Genomic DNA, 17,565 nt, shown 5'->3' on the forward strand with positions numbered 1-17,565 from the left:
CGCCGTCGCGTGACGGCGCGACGCGCCGGTATGCGAGCGCCTGCACGGTCAGCGCGGTCGCCGGGGCCACCGGGAGCGGCTCGGCGGCGGCGGCCGCCACGGTCGCAAGGGGCGCGAGCATCGTCGTGTCAGGCGGCGTGCTGCTGGCTGCGCAGTTGCGCGTCGAGCTGCTGCAGCGTCGTGTACTGCGTGATGTTCAGCGCTTCCGGGTCGATCGAACCGTAGAGCTGTTCGCAGAACACGATCAGCTCGACGATGTTCAGCGAATCGATGCCGAGTTCGCCGATGCCGGCATCGGTGTCGACGGTCTCGACATTGAGGATCTTCGCGACTTCGCGGGACAGGATGTCGAGCGCGTCGGCCGGAACGTTCTGGGTCGTCATGAGAGGAGCTCCTGGTAATGAAGTGGGTTGATCGGGATCGATCGGCCTGTCGCGTGGGTCAACTGCCGGCTTCGCAGCGCAGGCTCTTGCGAAGCTCGTGATAACAACGGTACGAACTGCCTTCCATCTTCGAAAACGCCAGCAGGTCGCGCTGGTCGTCGAACGTCGCGACCCGGCCGTCGCGCACGAGCGCCGTCAGGAACTCGTTCGACAGCAGCTTGATCGCGAGCACGCGCTGCACCTTGCCGAAGCTGTAGTGCGCGTCGTCGGTCTGGCTGCGCGCGGCGTCCGCGATGAAGCGGTGGACGGCGCGCGCGTCGGCGTCGAGTTCGACGCGGCCGGTTTGCGCGAGCCATTCGACGTGCGCCATCAGCGCGCGGACGAAGTAGGGGCGCACGACGGTCAGGTACTTGTTGAACACGGTCGGGCCGCCGATCCGCAGGCGATCCTCGGCGCTCACGCGCACCTGGCCGCCGACGTTCGCGAGCTGCAGGTTGCCCGCCAGGAACGGCGCGCCGCAGGTCGTGCGCTTGAGCTTGCGGTACTCGTCGGGCCACACGAGGTACGCGGCCGGGAACATCACGCCCGGCAGCCGCGCGGCGACGACCGCCATGCAGTCGCGATGCGCTTCGATGCCCCACACCTTGTCGACGGTGAGCGCGAGGCCCGAGTCGTCGCTGCGCACGACCGTGCGCCAGGCGGCGAGGGTCGGGCCGCCGCCGTCGCTCATCAGGAACGCGAAGTTGTGGCCGCTGTCGATGCAGTCGCATGCGCGACGGTTCTGGTCGTCGGAGAAGAACAACCCGAACATGATGCGGATGAACGCGCGCATGAACGGCTTGAACAGGTGATGAAACCCTTCGCGTTCGATCTGGCCGAGCAGCGCTTCGGTGAGCGGCGCCTCGTCGTGCCGCAGCGGCGTCGACGCGGACGAATCGGGCAGCACGTCCGGCGTCGCAGCGCGCAGCGCGATCACCATCTCGCTGTCGAGCAGCCGCACGGCGGCCGCCTCGACGAGCCGGGCGGCCGCGCGCGGCGGCGTACCGATGGTGCCGATCGTGTCGAGGTGGCGCAGCACCGGATACGCGGCCTGGTCGGCCACGCGCAGCAGCAGCGGCGGCGGCAGGTCGGCGGACGAAGCGGGGGCGGAAAGCGTGGACATGGGGCGGGGTTCCTGTCAGAAGCGCACGCGCACGGCGGCGTCGATACGGGTGCCGAGACCGACCATCCGGTACTCGGAGTTGCTGTCGGAGAACGCGCGGGTGAGCGCGACATCGACGCTCACGCGCTTGTTCACGTCGGCGACGACCTGGGCGATTGCGAGCAGGCCCTTGTCCTGCGGCGAATACACGCCGCGCAGCGAATACTCGACGCGGCCGATCTTCTTGCCGAGCCGCGCGAACAGGTAGTCGCGCAGGTTGCCGTCGACGCTCACGAAATCGGCGGTGCCGCCGAGGCCGGCCAGCGCGGGGCCGGGCGCGACGGGCAGCAGCGCGTTGTTCGCGCGCACTGCGCTGACCATCCGGCGCCACTGGTTCGCGTCGTAACGCGCCTCGTCGTGCGACCACTCGACGATCAGCGACAGGTTGCCGGGCAAGGCGCTCTGCATGCCGACCGCGCTGCGCCACATGACCTGGCGGTCGTTGCGGCGATCGACGGCGTCGTACGCGGCCGGCGAATCGAGCGGCGTGCCGTTCGCGATGAAGGCCGGCAGCGGCCGTGTCGTGCCGCGTTCGAGCCACGCGCTCGCATAAACGGTGTTCGAGCGTGCGACGTCGAACGACAGCGTCGCGCCCGCGCCGCCGCGGCCCGCATGACGTCCGGCGAGCAGCGCGGCCGAGCCGCCCGACCAGTTGTACGCGCCGCGCACGAGCTGCGTCGCGCCCTGCACGTCGCGGTTGTCGACGTCGTTGCGCAGCGTGCGGTTCTCGCCGGCGATGAACTGCAGCGTGGCCTGTTCGCCGGCCCATTTCGCTTCGACGAGCGGCGTGCCTTCGACGTCGCCGTAGCGGTCGTAGATGTCGGCGGTCGCGGCCCGCTTCTGGAAGAAGCCGAGCGGGAAGAACGCCTGCGACGTGTCGAGCGGGTCGATCCGCTTGCCGGCGGTGAGCGTGATGCCGTTGTCGAATGCGTAGCGCACGCCGGCCTCGTTGAAGCGGGTGGCCTGCGCGCCGAGCGAATGGTTGCTCGCGACGGCGCGTGCGTTCAGGAACAGGTTCTCGCCGTCGATGCGCGCGAGCAGGCCCGCTTCCTGCTGGTTGCGCGGCTGGTCGCCGATCAGGCTGCCGAGCAGCGCATGACCGTCCATGCTGTCGACCGAGCGTGCGTAGGCGATGCCGTTCAGCGTGCTCAACTGTTCCATCAGCGATTCTCCGTGCGCGAGCGTGCAGCCGAGCGCGAGCGGAACGGCGAGTACGACGCCGCGCCGGAGGCGGCTGGGCGAGGGACGAGGGCGGTCACGACGGGCGTCGGCATGGGCGTCGTGGTCACTGGCCATCGGCAAGCGTGTCGGGGTTGAACCAGCCCGACGGAATCTTGCGCGGCTGGCCGTCGAGGATGTCGACGACGCTCGCGCGCTGCTTCTCGATCTCGTTGCGATAGGTGATCTTGCGGATCACCTTGCGCCCGTTCGCATCGACCGGCGCGGAGAAATCGGCGCTGCGGAACAGCAGCCCGCTCGCGAGGAAGAACTGCGCGCGCACCGGCACGTCGGTGTCGGGCGTGACCCACAGCTTGATCGTCGGGTAGACGTTGTCGGGATCGGTCGCGGTCAGGTCGAGCTCGGTGGCCGGCTTGCCGGCGATCGTCGTCGCGCCGGGCGCGGCCGACGCGCGATAGCTGTCCGCCCAGTGCGTGCGCGTGATGTCGCTGATCACGACCTCGCCCTGCAGCCGCTGCATCCCGTTGATGCGTACCGCGCTGCGCGTGTTCGGCACGTAGAACCAGTGGCCGCGCGTCGTCGCGAGATACTTCTGGCCGTCGTTCTCGCCGCTGCGCGTCAGCGCGAGCGTGTCGCCGTTGCCGCGCGTGTAGACGAGATAGCGCGTCGCGTCGCCGGATTGTCCGCCGACCTCGTTCGTGATCTGGATGTTCGTCTGCGTATCGGCGGCCGTGCTGCGGTACGCGTCGGCACGGGCAAGCATGGTCTGGGCCGCCGGTGCGTCGGCTGCGTGGGCGAGCGGCGCGCACGCGACGAGCGCGGCGGCCATCAGGCGGATGCGGTTCATGGGGCGAGTCCTTCGAGGATGTTGCGTTTGGCGAGCCCGAGCGTCGCGAGCAGCGCGGCGGCCACCCCGAGCACGACGAACGCGCCTTCGACGGCGGCCACGGCGGCCGGCGAGACCGTGAATTCGAGCAGGATCGGCTTCACGCGGCCCGGCGGCGCGGGCAGGTGGATCTGCGCGTGGTTGAGCGCGACCATCGTGAGCAGTGCCACCGCGATGCCGGCGGCCGCGCCGAGCAGGCCGAGGAACGCGGTCTCCTGGATCAACACGCCGCGCACCGTCGCGGCCGGCACGCCGAGCGCGCGCAGCGTCGAGATCTCGCGGCGGCGCTCGACGATGCTCATCAGGATCCAGTTGCTCATCGACAGCAGGATCGTCACGCACAGGATCGCGCCGAACACCGAGAACTGGTTCTTGTACAGCGCGACGACCTGGTGATAGAGCGACACGAGCTGGTCCCAGGTCTTCACGTCGAGCGCGGGCAGCGCGGCGCGCAGCGTCGCGGCGGCGGACGGCGTGTGCGCCGTGTCCGACAGGAACACCGCGATGCGCGACGCGCGGTCGGTGCGCAGCAGCGCCTGCGCGGCCGCGAACGTCACGTCGACGATCCGTTCGTCGACGTCCTTGTTGCCCGTGCTCATCACGCCGACGATCTGCGCGTCGGTCGCGTTGATGCCGCCGTGCGCGGTCGAGGCCATCAACTGCACGACCGAGCCGACGTGCACGCCGAGCTTGCGCGCGAGTTCGGCGCCGACGACGACTTCGGTGCCGGCATTCGCGGGCGACAGGTAGCGGCCCGACAGCACCGTGTGATAGTCGAAGAAGCCGGGCGGCTCGCGGTTCGGCTCGATGCCTTCGCCGACGAAGCCGTAGCTGAGATCGCCGTTCGAGATCAGCCCGTCGAAGTCGATGCCGCGCGCGGTGGTGGCGACGCCGTGCAGCGCGGCGACGGCGCGCGCGGCGGCAGCCTGCTCGTCGGCGGTCAGCCCGTACTGCAGCGGCCGTTCGCCGATCAGGTCGAGATAGCCGTGGTGCAGCACCTGCACGTGGCCGACGCCGCTGTCGATCGAGCCTTCGCGCACCGCGTCGAAGGTCGCGATCACGTAGCCGAGTGCGAGGCTCGACGCGAACGCGGCGACGCCGATCATCGCCATCGTCAGCACGGTGCGGCGCTTGTTGCGCCAGAGGTTACGCCACGCAAACGTCGACCAGTTCACGATTCACTCCCGGTACGCCGTCGCGCATCTCGATGCGGCGCGGCAGGTGCGCGCACAGACGATCGTCGTGCGACGCAATCAGAAAGGCGGTGCCCAGCGTGCGGTTGGTGTCGAGGATCAGCTCGGCCACCGCGCGCGCGTTGGTGCTGTCGAGGCTGGCGGTCGGCTCGTCCGCGATCACGATCGCCGGCTCCTTGGCGAGCGCGCGCGCCAGCGCGACCCGTTGCTGCTCGCCGCCGGACAGCTCGCCGGGGCGGTGGCGTTCGCGCGCGGCGAGCCCCACCGCGTCGAGCATCGCGCGGGCGCGCTCGCGGCGCGTGCGCGGCGTGCCCCACGCGAAGCAGCCGAGTTCGACGTTCTCGAGCGCCGACATCACCGGAATCAGGTTGAACTGCTGGAACACGAAGCCGATGCGCTCGCGGCGGATCCGTTCGAGCGTGTCCGGCGCGTCGTCGATCCGATGGCCTTCGAGCCAGCGTTCGCCGCTGCTCGGCATGTCGAGAAAGCCGGCCAGGTTGAGCAGCGTGCTCTTGCCGCTGCCCGACGGGCCGACGAGCGCGACGACGTCGCGCGGGCCGATCGAGATGGTCGCGTCGCGCACCGCGACGACGCGGCCCGCGCCCTCGTACACGCGCGTGACGTCGCGCAGCTCGAGCACCGGCGTGAGCGGGGCGGCCGTCATGCGTACGCTCCCTGGCCGGTTTCGACCGCCGCCGCTGCGTGGATGACAGGCAGCGCGCCGTTCGCATAGAGGTCGCGGCATTTCAGGCGCTGCAGCTTGCCGCTCGTGGTGCGCGGCAACGAGCCGGGCTCGACGAAGCACAGATCCTGCGCGGCGAAGCCGATGCGCGACGCGAGCAGCTGCTGGCACTCGGCGCGCGTCTGCGGTGTCGCATCGGCGGGCCGCGCCTCGATCGCGACGACCAGCCGCTCGGTGCCCGTCTCCGGGTCGGGCAGCCCGAACGCGATGCACGTGCTCTTGCGCAGCGTGCGATGCGATGCCAGCGCTTCCTCGATGTCGTGCGGGAAGTAGTTGCTGCCGCGGATGATGATGACTTCCTTCTTGCGCCCGAGGATATGGAGCTGGCCGTCCGAGACGTAGCCGATGTCGCCGGTGCGGAACCAGCCGTCGGCCGTCAGCGGCGCGGCGATCGAGCCGTCGTCGGGATTCAGGTAGCCGAGCATCACCGACGTGCCGCGAATCGCGACTTCGCCGACGGCGCGGTTCGCGAGGGCGTGGTCGCCGTCGTCGAGGATCCGGAAGGCCATGCCGTCGATCGGCGTGCCCATCGCGAGCACGGTTTCGGTCTCGGTGTCGGCGCCGTCGTTCGCGGCGGCCGGTTGCGCGTCGCGGCGCTCGATCAGCGCGCGCCGGTCGAGCGTGTCGGCGATCACGTACGGTGCGCCGTCCACCGTGCCTTCATGCCACGCACGATGCATCGATACCGCGAGCGTCGATTCGGCCATCCCGTAGCACGGCTGCAGCGCCGATGCCGCGAGGCCATACGGCGCGAACGTCGCGGCGAAGTCGCGCAGCGTCGCGTCGTCCACGCGTTCGCCGCCGATGAAGATGTTGCGGCACGCGGACAGGTCGACGCCTTCCATCGCGGCGGCGTTGAAGCGGCGCACGCAGTAGCGCAGCGCGAAGGTCGGCACCGACGTCGTCGTCGCGCGCGCCGACGCGATGCGCTTCAGCCAGCCGAGCGGATTCCGGATGAAGCTGTTCGGCTGCATCATCAGCAGCGGCGCGCGGTAGTGCAGGTTCGACAGCAGCGTGAGCAGCCCCATGTCGTGATAGAGCGGCAGCCACGAGGCGGTGCCGTCACCGGCCGCGATGTCGAAGCGGACCGACCCGCCGATGCCGAGCACGTTCGCGATCACGTTCTCGTGGCTGAGCACCGCGGCTTTCGGGTGCGACGTCGAGCCCGACGTGAGCTGCACGTGATGCGGGTCGTGGCCGCTCTTCGCGCTGATCAGTGCGCGCGCGCCGGCATCCGCGGCGATCGACAGCGTGTCGAGATCGACCACGCGCGTCGATGCCGCGGGAAACGCGTCGTCGTGCCACGCGGCGGCCTGTGCGTCGGCGGCAATGACGAGGCGCGGCCGATACAGCTCGCACGCGACGTCGATCACTTGCCTGCCGGCGGTGGCGCGGCGCGCGGGAACGGGCACGGTGCAGGGCAGCGCGCCCGTCATCACGCAGGCCATCATCGCGACCGCGTGCTCGACCGATGCGGGCAAGGCGAGCATTACCAGGTCGTTCTCGCGCACGTCGAGTTCACGCAGCGCGCCGGCCTGGTGAAACACTTCTTCCGCGAAGCGCCGGTACGTGATGCCTGCCTCGTTGCCTGCCTCGTCGACGAACGTCATGCGATGCGTGGCGCCCGCGACGTCCTCGAGCGATTCGATCAGGCGATGAATGGTGGATGCGCACTTCGTCACGAGAATCTCCCGTTGAGGAACACGGCCGCTCGTGCCACGGTGCCGGCGGCGCCGTTCGTCGAGTGAGGGGGATTCTTGCCGGATCGACATGACACGACAAACGGAATATTTGCAGGCTATGCATGAGCGCTACGCATCCACTCGTGTCTGCCCCGCACGTGTGCATGTGAATCCGCGCCGGGTGAATGGCCGGTACGCATTCGACCGGTCGTCTAGTTCACGATGTGGTGCGCTCATGCGCGGGCGTCATGCAATGCGTTCGGAAAATTCGTTTGTCCGAAGCATCGACTCACAGAAGAATTGCAACCCGGCAGCGCGCCAGCGTCGCCGTGTCATGGCGCCGGGCAGGGTCCGGCTCAAGGAGAGCGTCTTGTCCGTCACCTCATCGCTTGTCGCCCGTCAGAAACCGGTTGCAGACATGAAGAGCCGTCCGAGCGGCGTCGTCTTCTCGCTGAAGCTCGCGGTATACGTCGCGCTCGTTGCGCACGGCATGCTGTTCGCGCTGTCGACGTATGTGATCCTGAAGATCGTCGGGATCCTGCTGATCGGCGCGATGTACGCACACGGCGTCGAGTTGCAGCACCAGGCGCTGCACTACCAGGGGTTCCGGAGCAAGCGGCTCAACATGGTGTTCGGCGTGCTGCTCGGCATGCCGATGCTGGTGTCGTTCCACGCGTACCAGGACAGCCACCTGCGTCATCACCGGCTGCTCGGCACGCCCGAGAACAAGGAGTTCTTCGACTACGGCGACCAGTACGGCGCGAGCCCCGTCGTCAATCTCGGCCTGTGGGCGTGGCGGCTGTCGATGGCCGCGCACTATATCCAGTTCGCGAAGAACGTCGCGAAGCTCGTCGTGCCGGGGGCGCGCTTCGGCGACAACCCGCTCGTGTCGCGCGCGATCCGCCGCGATCACCTGCTGATGGTCGCGGCGATCGCGCTGCTGGCCGGCGTGTCGGTCGCGCTGCACACGTGGTTTGCCGTGTGGGTGTGGGTTGTGCCGCTGGTGTTCGTCGCCGCGCCCGTGCATGCGCTGGTCGAGATGCCCGAGCACTACCGCTGCGACCTGACGAGCACCGACCCGTTCCGCAACACGCGGACGATCGAGAGCAACGCGTTCATGACGTGGTTCACGAACGGCAACAACTATCACGTCGAGCATCACATGATGCCGAACCTGCCGATCGAGCGGCTGCACGACCTGCATGGCGCGATCGGGCCGCGCATCCGCTATTACCACCGCACGTACCGGCAGTTCTATTACGCGCTGCTGCGCGGCAGGCTGGCGCCGCGCACGGTGGACGACGATGCGGACGAGCGTGCGCCCGATACCGAAGCGGCGGCGCCGGCGTCCACGCAATCGGCATGACCGCGACGGGGCCGGCCGCCTGCTTGCGTGCCGTGCCGGAACGTTGTTCAACGACGGTGACGACGATGCTCTATCCGGAATTATTCAGGTCGCTGGAAGCGGTGCGCTGGGACATGGAGAAGGATATTCCGTGGAACCGGTTCGACGCTTCGCTGCTCACCGACGAGCAGGCCGAGACGATCAGGATGAACGCGATTACCGAATGGTCGGCGTTGCCCGCGACGGAGATGTTCCTGCGCGACAACCGGCACGACAGCGACTTTTCCGCGTTCATGAGCGTGTGGTTCTTCGAGGAGCAGAAGCATTCGCTCGTGCTGATGGAATACCTGCGCCGCTTCCGGCCGGAGAGGGTGCCGACCGAAGAGGAACTGCACGCGGTGCGCTTCGAATTCGACCCGGCGCCGCCGCTCGAGACGCTGATGCTGCACTTCTGCGGCGAGATCCGCCTGAACCACTGGTACCGCTGCGCGGCCGACTGGCATACCGAGCCGGTCATCAAGCAGATCTACGAAACGATTTCGCGCGATGAAGCGCGCCATGGCGGCGCCTACCTGCGCTACATGAAGAAGGCGCTGAACGACTGCGGCGACGTCGCGCGCGCGGCGTTCGCGAAGATCGGCGTGCTGATGGCGTCGGCGCGCCGCACCGAGAAGCCGCTGCACCCGACCAACCTGCACGTGAACCAGGCGCTGTTCCCGCGCGATACCGTGCAGTCGCGCGTGCCCGATCCGGAATGGCTCGAGCGCTGGCTCGACGAGCAGATCCGGTTCGACGGCGAGTGGGAAAAGAAGGTCGTCGAGCGGATCCTGCACAACCTGTCGATCCTGTTCGGGCGCACGTTCACGACCGCGCAGGAGCTGAACCGCTATCGCCGCGAAGTGACCGCGCGGACGAACCGTGTGGCGGATGGCGTGGTGGACGGCGTATAGCGGATGCGTGCCCCGTCCAGCTTGGGCGGAACCGATTCCGGCCGGCAAGATGGCGTAGTGCGCACGGTGTCCCGTATCCGGCCGGCGGGATATTCATTTCCGGACATAATGGGTTCATCAATTTCCTGTTATTGCATGATTCAATCGAATTTCATGCGTTTAGTATATTTTCATAAACATGAAATTCAGGATTTAAATGGTATTTCGCGTGTATGTTGGCGTGTGTTTTCTTTCCGTAATGCGGCAAATGAAATGATATGTCGGGTGATTGAAATTGTATTGTAGGCACGAGGCGCGATTCCGGTGTGGCGCCGAGATGTCCGCCGTGCCATCGATTTTTGCCCGCAATGCCATGTTTTGGTGGGTATTTCTCGGCCATTCCTCGCGTCATTCCACCCGGATATTTATTTACAAAACCACTACTTAATAATGTTAATGTAAGAATATCGGGCCGACTAAAATCGATAGATAAATACGAGTGTCACGATTGAAAATAAGAATGATCAGCATCCATTCTTCAATATAAAATCGCTTCCGAATCCAAATAGGAGAAACGATTCAGGGGAACGAAAGGCGACTTGCCTGTCGATGGGTGCAACTTTGAGGCGGCGGTATGGCTAATGTGAGATTGGCAAAACGATTGAGAAGTATGCCTTCGCTGGATTTCCTGAGAGGCTTCGAATGCGCGGCGCGTCATTTGAGCTTTACACGCGCCGGGCAGGAACTGAACGTCACGCAATCTGCCGTGAGTCGGCAGGTCAAGGCACTCGAGGAGCAGCTCCGGATCGAGCTCTTTCACCGGCACATTCGATCGCTGACGCTGACCGACAAGGGGCGGGAGCTGTACGACGCGATCTCGTTCGCGTTGTCCGACCTCGAATCGGTGATCGGCAAGCTGTCGTCGAGCGTGGGACAGCGCGCGATCTCGTTGTCGACGACCGTATCGTTCGCGGCGCTGTGGCTGATTCCGCGCCTCGGTTCGTTCCGCGCAAGCTACCCCGACATCGACGTGCGCGTATCGGCAACGAGCGAAATTGAAGATCTCAAGCGCAAACGTTTGCATTTGGCCGTGCGATATGCGGGGCCGTATACGTCGACGGACGATACGGACGTGCTGTTTCGCGAGCGCGTCGTGGCGGTCTGCAGCCCGAGCCTGATGGCGACGGCGGGCGACGCGGCGTCGATGAAGCCGGAGGATCTTGAAAAGCACGTGCTGCTGCATCTCGACGATCCGCGCTGCGAATGGCCGTGGCACGGGTGGAGCCATCTGCTGAAGGAACTCGGCGTGCCGCGCCTGCGGCCCGCCGGCGCGCTGCATTTCAGCCAGTACGACCAGCTGGTGCAGGCGGCGGTCGACGGGCACGGCATCGCGATCGGGCGGCGGCCGCTGGTCGACGGGCTGCTGAAGCAGGGCCGGCTCGTCGAGCTGTTCGCGCACTGCACGGTCGCATCGGGCAGTTACGTGCTGGTGCAGAACCCGGATGCGTGCAACGAGTTCGACATCGCGGTGCTGACCAACTGGCTGCTCGAACAGGCGCACCATCCGCTCGCGTCGGGCCAGGAAGCGGCCGGCAGCAACGTGCTGCCGATGTATCGCGTCGGATAGGACGGGTACGCGGCGTGCCGCCGCGCGCGACGCCGGTGTGATTGACGCGCCATGCGGTGACGAGCGGCGTCGTGCCGCCGAACAGCGACACCGACACGTTGAAGCCGATCACGAGCGCGTGCGTGCTTGCCATACGGGGACAACACGCGATCGCGGCGGCACGTTGTACCCGGTGAAATCGATCGTGCCGATCGCCGTGCGTCCGGCGACGTTCACGATCACGACGTTGCCTTCCGTCGCGATCCGCCCGTCGTTGGAAAAAACGGTCGCGTAGCGTGCACGGCATCGACGAAAAAAAACGCGCGGCCGCGAGGCACGCGCGCAAACTCGGAGATCGTTCGCCGGTGGCGAGTCAGTTGCCGTTCGACGCGACGGTGTTGGCCGCGCCCGCGCAATCCTTCTGATACTCGTTCATCAGGCGCGCCTGCGCCGAATCGATATCGTCCGGATAGCTGCTCTCGTCGCCCGACGACGGGTTGTAGCCGACGGATTCCAGCTCGTTCAGCTCGTTGATCAGTTGCCGGTGGGAGACCGGGCCGTGCGTATGCACGAACGGATAGTCGTGGCATTGCGCCGGCGTGAGCGTCGGCGCGGCATGCGCGGCGAAGCTCATCACGAGCAGCGCGGAACAGGCGAGGTAACGGGCGGGATGTTTCATCTTCGACTCCTGGGAAGCGTTGGGAACCGGCCGTACGGTGGATTGCCAACGTCGACCTCACGACACAGGTTAGGCACCGTGAACTATCGAAACGGCCGCGCGAAGATGAAACTAGTTTTATCCGGATCGACGGCGCGCGGAGGCGATCGTCGTCGTACGCATCGAACCTTAAAGAAACCTTCATGCACGCGCGACCGAACGGTTAGCCGTGCGGGCGTATCGTCGAACCCGTGATCAATCGACGCTGCGCACGGCGCGGCCCGCATCGGGGTAATGCAATGAAAGAGACCGTCAGGATGGCCGCGCTCATAGCGCTGGTGTGCTCACCGGTGCTGGCGTTCGCGAAGGTGCAGGGAACCGGGCTCGCGATTGCCGACGTGACGCTCGCGCACGAGAAGGTCGAGCGCACGCAGCGTGTGGAGAACGCGGCACATCGTGTCGCTTCGCATCGCGTCGACCAGCCCGGCGCGGAGCCGCACCGAAGCTGATGCGCGATTCTTTACCGATACCTTTCGACGCGATCGGTTGCAACCGTCCGTGCGCGAAGGCGAAGGGCCGTGCGGCATCCTGTCGCAACAACGCGCGCCGGTAGCCCCGGCGGGCGTTGCCGCCGTATATGAAACTTTCTTCATGAAGTCGACGCGCACGATTTACGCGCGCGCGTGTAGTCTCCATCCGAACGCGCTCGCCCTTCGGGTGTCGAAGCGCGTGCGTCCCTTCGCTGAAGACGAGAATCGTAAATGGCATCATCAGTTTCCCCCGGTAACACGCCGGCCCTGCCCGACCGGCCGGCCGAGAGCGGTACGGCCATCGCGCACGTACTGACGATCGAAGACGACGAAATCACCGCGAACGAAATAGTCAGGGAACTGCAAGGGCGCGGCTTCACGGTCGAATGGGTGGCGAACGGCCGCGACGGCATGGCCCGCGCGCTCGGCAACGAGTTCGACGTGATCACGCTCGACCGCATGCTGCCGGTCGTCGACGGCCTCACGATCCTGACCACGATGCGCAGCGTCGGCGTGCGCACCCCGGTGCTGATGCTGAGCGCGCTCGGCGATGTCGACGAACGCGTGCGCGGCCTGCGTGCGGGCGGCGACGATTACCTGACCAAACCGTTCGATCCCGAGGAAATGGCGGCGCGCCTGGAGGTCCTGCTGCGCCGGAGCCAGACCGCGCCGGCGCCGTTCGCCACGACGCTGACCGTCGGCCCGCTCAGGCTCGACCTGATTTCGCGCAAGGTGTTTCGCGACGGCGACGAAATCGCGCTGCTGCCGACCGAATACCGCGTGCTCGAATACATGATGCGCAATGCCGGCCAGACCATCACGCGCACGATGCTGTTCGAGGCCGTATGGGGCTATCACTTCGATCCAGGCACCAACCTGATCGAAGTGCACATGGGCCGGCTGCGCAAGAAGATCGATCCGCCCGATGCGAAGCAGATGATCCAGACGGTACGCGGCGCGGGCTACATCCTTGGCTGAGTCCGCAACCTTGATGTCCTCGACGGATCACGTCCAGCCGGCGCCGAAGCGTCACTGGTATTCCAGCACGTTCCGGCTCGTGTCGGTCTACGCGGTGACGTTTTCCGTGTCGGTGATGTTGCTGCTCGGCTTCATCGCATCGATCATCACGCACGACATGGAACGCGAAACCGACGTGGTGATCGACTGGCAGATGATCTACTTCGATTCGCTCCAGGACAACCAGCTTGCCGCGGCCATCCAGCACCGGATCGAGCACGAGCGGATGCACACCAACTACTACGGGCTCTTCACGGCCGACGGCAGGCATGTCGCCGGCGACGTGCTGGCCATGCCCGACGGCATCCGGCCGGATCGCACCGGCGTGACGCTCGACCACACGATGACGATCGCGGGCGACCAGGTGCCGCCGGTCGTCCGCACGATGGCGGAGCGGCGCGCCAACGGCGACGTGCTGGTGCTCGGGCGCGACCTGACGCACATCCTGCGGATTCGCGCGGCGATCATCCAGGCGCTGGTCGGCGGCGGCCTGTTCTGCCTGGGCGCGGGCGTCGTCGGCGGCCTGATTCTCAGCGTGCGGCAGATGCGGCGCCTGAAGGAAGTCCGGCGCATCACGCAGCGCATCGCGCAGGGCGACCTCGGGCAGCGGCTGCCGATCGGCGGCCACGACGAGATCGACCTGCTGTCGCATCTGGTCAATCACATGCTCGAGGAAGTCGAGCGCCTGATGAACGAGGTGAAGGGCGTCTGCGACGGCATCGCGCACGACCTGCGCACGCCGCTCGCGCACGTGCATACGCTGCTTGCGCATGCGGCGGAGCGCGCGGACGGGCTCGACGATGCCGCGCTGGCGACGCTCGTCGCCCGCGCACGCAACGAGACCGACGTGCTGCTCAGCCGGTTTCGCGCGATGCTGCGCATCGCCGAAATCGGGTCGCTGCAGCGGCGCGGCGGGTTCGCCGAACTCGCGCTGGAAGATCTCGTCACGGACGTCGGGCAACTGTTCGAGCCGCTCGCCGACAGCCGTGCCATCCATTTCGTCGTGCTGGTCGAACCGGTCGCGCGGATTCACGGCGATCGTGCGCTGCTGTTCGAGGCGCTCACGAACCTGCTCGACAACGCGCTCAAGTACACGACCTCGGGCGACACCGTGCGCCTCGAACTTCACGATACGCCGTCCGGTCCGCGCATCGACGTGGTCGACAACGGCCCGGGCATCGCGGCGAACGAGCGCGAGGCCGTGCTGCAGCATCGTTACCGCAGCCGCCGCACCGGGCACCTCGCCGGGGCCGGGCTCGGCCTGAGCATCGTGTCGACGGTCGTCAACGTGCACGACTTCACGCTGCGAATCGGCAATGCCGAGCCGGGTACGCGCGTGACGATCGAATGCTGGCCGAGGTCGCTCGCATGACGGTTGTCCGCATCCGGCTGCACGTGCGCGCGCATTGCCGCCGCGAAGGGGGCTGACGATGCGCGTGCTGCTCGTGACTTCGCCGCACCCGGAAGCAGCGTGGCTGTACAAGGCGCTGCAGGAGAGCGGGCACAGCCTGCAGCGTGCGGACGATCTGCGCGACGGGTTGTTCCTCGCGTCGCAGGAGACGTTCGACGCGATCGTCGCGACCGCGTTCGAGCCGGGCAGCGATGCCGCGCTGATCGCGATGCTGCCGCGTTTCGTCGCCGACGGCGGTGGTGCGGCACTGGTGGTGCTGATCGGCCAGGCGTCGGCGCGCGAGCGCATCCGCGTGCTGCACGCAGGTGCCGATGCGTGTTTCGGCGCGCCGTATTCGTTCATCGAGCTGCACGAGCGCCTGCAGGCGTTGCAGCGGCTGGCCGGGCCGCGCGACCCGGAAGGGCCGGTCGCGGCGGTGTCCATGCTGGAGACGCTCGCGCGCGAACTCAAGGACGGCAAGCTGCGCCTCGCCGTGACGCGGCGCGAATGCCTGCTGCTCGAATGCCTGATGCGCCATCCGAACGCGCCGGTGCCGCGCGACCAGTTGATCCGGTATGTGTGGCAGGACAAGGACGATGTCGATCCATCGAGCGTCAATCTCGTGGTGTCGCGGCTGCGCCGCAAGCTCGCGCGGCATCTGCCCGATGTCCGGATCGATACGGTGAGCCGCTACGGCTACCAGGTGACGCTGCCGGACGCATAACCGCGCGGCCCCCCCTGTACGAACGGGCGCGTTGCCGATGGCAGCGCGCCCGTCGTGCGTTTACGAGCCGAAGAACGGCACACAGAAATCGGGCGGGCCGACGCAATCGCCGGGGCCGTCGGGTTGCGCGCCGGCGCAGCCGGACAGCATCACGCCGGCCGCGATCGCGACGAGCGCAACGCGGGCGGAACGAACGAGCAAGGGACGAAGCTTCATGAATGACGGGTGATGCGAGAGGTGGGCGGCGCGCGCCGGGCAGCACGCCCGGCCGCGCGGCGGTGCGCATCAATGCGAATAGAGCGTGGAGTCGAGGTACTTGATCTGCCCGTCCTGTTCGGCGTGCACGAGTTCGGCGTAGACCTGGGCACGCGTTTTCTCGTGGATCGGCTGTCCGTACGGCGGCACCCACTGGCCGGCGGCCTGCGCGCCGGGCACGCCGTCCTTGGTGGCGGCCGGCGTCATTTGCGTCGCCTGGGTACTCGTTTGCGCGAACGCGGGAACGGACAGCGCGGCACACGCGGCGAGCAGCGTGGAAGCGACGATCGTGGCGGTTTTCATGTTCGGAATCCTCATGATGATTGACTGGATCATCCCCGGCACGGCCAGTCGATGCCGCGCGTCGGGTTGAGGACAAGCATAGGGGAGGGGGGCTATCGGATCGGCATACGCAACGTGAAAAGAAATTCATGCGCCGGCGCGTTCCGCACGGACATGAATGCGGCGTATCGCGAGGATGAAGAAGGTTTCATTTTTCGGGCCGTTTCGATAACGGCGCTGTCACGCCCGCTGCCTAAATTGTGCGCCATCGCATCGCGGACGGAGCGGCCGTTCCACACCGGCCGGCGATGCGAGAAGACCGATCCACTCTAGCGAAACCATCATGAAGAAACTTCTGGCAATCCCGGCAGCGGTCGCGTGCCTGCTTGCAGGCGCGGCGCATGCACAGAGCAGCGTCACGCTGTACGGCACGATCGACGCGGGCCTGGACTACATCAGCAACCAGAAATCGGCGGCCGGCGCGGGGCCCGCTTACGGCGTGCAGAGCGGCAACGTCAGCACGTCGCGCTGGGGGCTGCGCGGCAACGAGGATCTCGGCGGCGGCCTGGCCGCCGTGTTCACCCTCGAGAACGGCTTCAACGTCGCGAACGGCAAGTTCGGCAACGGCGGCGACGAGTTCGGCCGTCAGGCCTGGGTCGGTCTCGCGAGCCGCCAATGGGGCACGGTGACGCTCGGCCGGCAATACGATTTCCTGGTCGACTTCGTCGCGCCGCTGTCGGCGACGGGCTCGGGATTCGGCGGCAACCTCGCCGATCACCCGTACGACAACGACAACCTCGCCAACGACACGCGGATGAACAACGCGGTGAAGTTCCGCAGCGCAGACTACGGCGGCTTCACGTTCGGCGGCGCGTACGGCTTCAGCAACCAGGGCGGCGGGTTCAGCAACAACAACGCGTACAGCGTCGGCGCGCGGTATGCGAATGGTCCGCTCGACGTGGGCGTGGCGTACCTGCAGTCGAACCAGCCGGGCGGCGTGAATGCGCCGAAGAACACCGGCGGATCGCTGAGCAGCTCGGACGGCGATGCGATGCTCGCGGGCGGACGCTGGCGCACGTTCGGCGCCGGCGCGCACTATGCGTTCGATCATGCGACGATCGGCTTCGTCTATACGAGAACGATCCTGAACGACCCGCGCGAACTGTCGCAGGGCGGCGCGTACGGCACCGTGAACGGCCAGTTGCTGACCTTCAGCAACTACGAACTGAACGGGCGCTACTTCCTGACGCCGGCCTTCTCGCTGGGCGGCTCGTATACGTTCACGCAGGGCCGCTTCGACGATGCGGGCCGCAGCATCGCGCCGAAGTGGAATCAGTTCATGCTGCAGGCCGACTATGCGCTGTCGCGCCGTACCGATCTCTATCTCGAAGGCGTGTATCAGCGCGTGACGGGCGCGGACGGTGTCGCGGTGCTCGGCAACGCAGGAATCTTCAATCTGGCCGCGTCGGGCAACGATCGCCAGGCGGTGGTCGCGGCCGGCATCCGTCACAAGTTCTGACCGGCCGGGCCCGCGAAAAAAAAGCACCCGTCGCGATGACGGGT

At 66.9% G+C, this 17,565-nt stretch carries 18 protein-coding genes; 8 read left to right on the forward strand and 10 right to left on the reverse strand.

Going from position 1 to position 17,565, the window contains the following annotated elements; translation table 11 throughout:
* Nucleotides 1-128: 128 nt before the first annotated feature.
* From DPV74_RS14595 to DPV74_RS14625, 7 genes are read right to left on the reverse strand one after another with little or no spacing between them, the layout of a single operon-like run.
* Nucleotides 129-383, reverse strand: coding sequence for an acyl carrier protein (locus DPV74_RS14595; protein ID WP_006481176.1), 255 nt, complete (start codon nucleotides 381-383; stop codon nucleotides 129-131).
* 58 nt (nucleotides 384-441) lie between these two features.
* Nucleotides 442-1,545, reverse strand: coding sequence for a hypothetical protein (locus tag DPV74_RS14600; RefSeq protein WP_119337452.1), 1,104 nt, complete (start codon nucleotides 1,543-1,545; stop codon nucleotides 442-444).
* 15 nt (nucleotides 1,546-1,560) lie between these two features.
* Nucleotides 1,561-2,880 (reverse strand): hypothetical protein, encoded by a 1,320-nt coding sequence (locus tag DPV74_RS14605; protein ID WP_119337453.1) that lies wholly within the window; start codon nucleotides 2,878-2,880, stop codon nucleotides 1,561-1,563.
* Nucleotides 2,870-3,610 (reverse strand): outer membrane lipoprotein-sorting protein, encoded by a 741-nt coding sequence (locus DPV74_RS14610; RefSeq protein WP_059523010.1) that lies wholly within the window; start codon nucleotides 3,608-3,610, stop codon nucleotides 2,870-2,872. The genes DPV74_RS14605 and DPV74_RS14610 overlap by 11 nt, the downstream gene beginning before the upstream one ends.
* Nucleotides 3,607-4,824: an FtsX-like permease family protein gene (locus tag DPV74_RS14615; protein WP_060349627.1), complete on the reverse strand. Its 1,218-nt coding sequence runs from the start codon at nucleotides 4,822-4,824 to the stop codon at nucleotides 3,607-3,609. Before DPV74_RS14615 ends, DPV74_RS14610 begins: the two co-directional genes overlap by 4 nt.
* Entirely contained in the window at nucleotides 4,796-5,506 is a 711-nt protein-coding gene (locus DPV74_RS14620) for an ABC transporter ATP-binding protein (protein WP_119337454.1), read from the reverse strand. The genes DPV74_RS14615 and DPV74_RS14620 overlap by 29 nt, the downstream gene beginning before the upstream one ends.
* The gene (locus tag DPV74_RS14625) at nucleotides 5,503-7,266 is read right to left on the reverse strand and encodes a fatty acyl-AMP ligase (RefSeq protein WP_119337467.1); all 1,764 of its coding nucleotides are present in this window, start codon (nucleotides 7,264-7,266) and stop codon (nucleotides 5,503-5,505) included. Before DPV74_RS14625 ends, DPV74_RS14620 begins: the two co-directional genes overlap by 4 nt.
* A 418-nt stretch (nucleotides 7,267-7,684) precedes the next feature.
* Here DPV74_RS14625 and DPV74_RS14630 point away from each other — a divergent pair, with 418 nt between their 5' ends.
* From DPV74_RS14630 to DPV74_RS14640, 3 genes are all read left to right on the forward strand, one after another.
* Nucleotides 7,685-8,632, forward strand: a complete 948-nt coding sequence (locus tag DPV74_RS14630) for a fatty acid desaturase (protein WP_119337455.1) — start codon at nucleotides 7,685-7,687, stop codon at nucleotides 8,630-8,632.
* A 56-nt stretch (nucleotides 8,633-8,688) separates the two neighbouring features.
* On the forward strand, nucleotides 8,689-9,561 hold the full coding sequence (locus tag DPV74_RS14635; RefSeq protein WP_119337468.1) for a ferritin-like domain-containing protein: 873 nt from the start codon (nucleotides 8,689-8,691) through the stop codon (nucleotides 9,559-9,561).
* 613 nt (nucleotides 9,562-10,174) lie between these two features.
* Nucleotides 10,175-11,167 (forward strand): LysR substrate-binding domain-containing protein, encoded by a 993-nt coding sequence (locus tag DPV74_RS14640; RefSeq protein ID WP_027792905.1) that lies wholly within the window; start codon nucleotides 10,175-10,177, stop codon nucleotides 11,165-11,167.
* Between the two features lie 352 nt (nucleotides 11,168-11,519).
* Here DPV74_RS14640 and DPV74_RS14645 read toward each other — a convergent pair whose 3' ends face one another.
* Nucleotides 11,520-11,825 (reverse strand): DUF4148 domain-containing protein, encoded by a 306-nt coding sequence (locus DPV74_RS14645; protein WP_059699639.1) that lies wholly within the window; start codon nucleotides 11,823-11,825, stop codon nucleotides 11,520-11,522.
* Nucleotides 11,826-12,121: 296 nt separating this feature from the next.
* On the opposite strand from DPV74_RS14645, the gene DPV74_RS14650 reads away from it, so the two are divergent.
* The 4 genes from DPV74_RS14650 to DPV74_RS14665 all read left to right on the forward strand — a co-directional run bounded on the left by DPV74_RS14650 (nucleotide 12,122) and on the right by DPV74_RS14665 (nucleotide 15,465).
* A complete protein-coding gene (locus tag DPV74_RS14650; protein WP_230942831.1) occupies nucleotides 12,122-12,313 on the forward strand; it encodes a hypothetical protein in 192 nt (63 codons plus the stop codon).
* Between the two features lie 321 nt (nucleotides 12,314-12,634).
* Complete coding sequence (locus DPV74_RS14655; RefSeq protein WP_021160456.1) at nucleotides 12,635-13,312, forward strand: response regulator transcription factor; 678 nt, start codon at nucleotides 12,635-12,637, stop codon at nucleotides 13,310-13,312.
* A 13-nt stretch (nucleotides 13,313-13,325) separates the two neighbouring features.
* Nucleotides 13,326-14,723, forward strand: a complete 1,398-nt coding sequence (locus DPV74_RS14660; RefSeq protein ID WP_049096825.1) for a HAMP domain-containing sensor histidine kinase — start codon at nucleotides 13,326-13,328, stop codon at nucleotides 14,721-14,723.
* Between the two features lie 58 nt (nucleotides 14,724-14,781).
* Complete coding sequence (locus DPV74_RS14665; RefSeq protein WP_060084764.1) at nucleotides 14,782-15,465, forward strand: response regulator transcription factor; 684 nt, start codon at nucleotides 14,782-14,784, stop codon at nucleotides 15,463-15,465.
* 60 nt (nucleotides 15,466-15,525) lie between these two features.
* Here DPV74_RS14665 and DPV74_RS14670 read toward each other — a convergent pair whose 3' ends face one another.
* Nucleotides 15,526-15,681 (reverse strand): hypothetical protein, encoded by a 156-nt coding sequence (locus DPV74_RS14670; RefSeq protein WP_162923038.1) that lies wholly within the window; start codon nucleotides 15,679-15,681, stop codon nucleotides 15,526-15,528.
* A gap of 69 nt (nucleotides 15,682-15,750) precedes the next feature.
* On the reverse strand, nucleotides 15,751-16,023 hold the full coding sequence (locus DPV74_RS14675) for a DUF4148 domain-containing protein (RefSeq protein WP_119337469.1): 273 nt from the start codon (nucleotides 16,021-16,023) through the stop codon (nucleotides 15,751-15,753).
* 322 nt (nucleotides 16,024-16,345) lie between these two features.
* Here DPV74_RS14675 and DPV74_RS14680 point away from each other — a divergent pair, with 322 nt between their 5' ends.
* Nucleotides 16,346-17,521, forward strand: a complete 1,176-nt coding sequence (locus tag DPV74_RS14680; protein WP_059699635.1) for a porin — start codon at nucleotides 16,346-16,348, stop codon at nucleotides 17,519-17,521.
* Nucleotides 17,522-17,565: the final 44 nt, after the last annotated feature.

Source organism: Burkholderia sp. HAN2018, from assembly GCF_024704855.1.
GTDB lineage: Bacteria > Pseudomonadota > Gammaproteobacteria > Burkholderiales > Burkholderiaceae > Burkholderia > Burkholderia cepacia.

Excerpts from the sequence above, each read along its gene's own strand:
- DPV74_RS14645 (WP_059699639.1), bottom strand. The coding sequence starts at position 11,825 with ATGAAACATCCCGCCCGTTACCTCGCCTGTTCCGCGCTGCTCGTGATG.
- DPV74_RS14620 (WP_119337454.1), bottom strand. The coding sequence starts at position 5,506 with ATGACGGCCGCCCCGCTCACGCCGGTGCTCGAGCTGCGCGACGTCACG.
- DPV74_RS14665 (WP_060084764.1), top strand. The coding sequence starts at position 14,782 with ATGCGCGTGCTGCTCGTGACTTCGCCGCACCCGGAAGCAGCGTGGCTG.
- DPV74_RS14610 (WP_059523010.1), bottom strand. The coding sequence starts at position 3,610 with ATGAACCGCATCCGCCTGATGGCCGCCGCGCTCGTCGCGTGCGCGCCG.
- DPV74_RS14650 (WP_230942831.1), top strand. The coding sequence starts at position 12,122 with ATGGCCGCGCTCATAGCGCTGGTGTGCTCACCGGTGCTGGCGTTCGCG.
- DPV74_RS14630 (WP_119337455.1), top strand. The coding sequence starts at position 7,685 with ATGAAGAGCCGTCCGAGCGGCGTCGTCTTCTCGCTGAAGCTCGCGGTA.
- DPV74_RS14600 (WP_119337452.1), bottom strand. The coding sequence starts at position 1,545 with ATGTCCACGCTTTCCGCCCCCGCTTCGTCCGCCGACCTGCCGCCGCCG.
- DPV74_RS14670 (WP_162923038.1), bottom strand. The coding sequence starts at position 15,681 with ATGAAGCTTCGTCCCTTGCTCGTTCGTTCCGCCCGCGTTGCGCTCGTC.
- DPV74_RS14595 (WP_006481176.1), bottom strand. The coding sequence starts at position 383 with ATGACGACCCAGAACGTTCCGGCCGACGCGCTCGACATCCTGTCCCGC.
- DPV74_RS14640 (WP_027792905.1), top strand. The coding sequence starts at position 10,175 with ATGGCTAATGTGAGATTGGCAAAACGATTGAGAAGTATGCCTTCGCTG.
- DPV74_RS14675 (WP_119337469.1), bottom strand. The coding sequence starts at position 16,023 with ATGAAAACCGCCACGATCGTCGCTTCCACGCTGCTCGCCGCGTGTGCC.
- DPV74_RS14680 (WP_059699635.1), top strand. The coding sequence starts at position 16,346 with ATGAAGAAACTTCTGGCAATCCCGGCAGCGGTCGCGTGCCTGCTTGCA.
- DPV74_RS14660 (WP_049096825.1), top strand. The coding sequence starts at position 13,326 with ATGTCCTCGACGGATCACGTCCAGCCGGCGCCGAAGCGTCACTGGTAT.
- DPV74_RS14605 (WP_119337453.1), bottom strand. The coding sequence starts at position 2,880 with ATGGCCAGTGACCACGACGCCCATGCCGACGCCCGTCGTGACCGCCCT.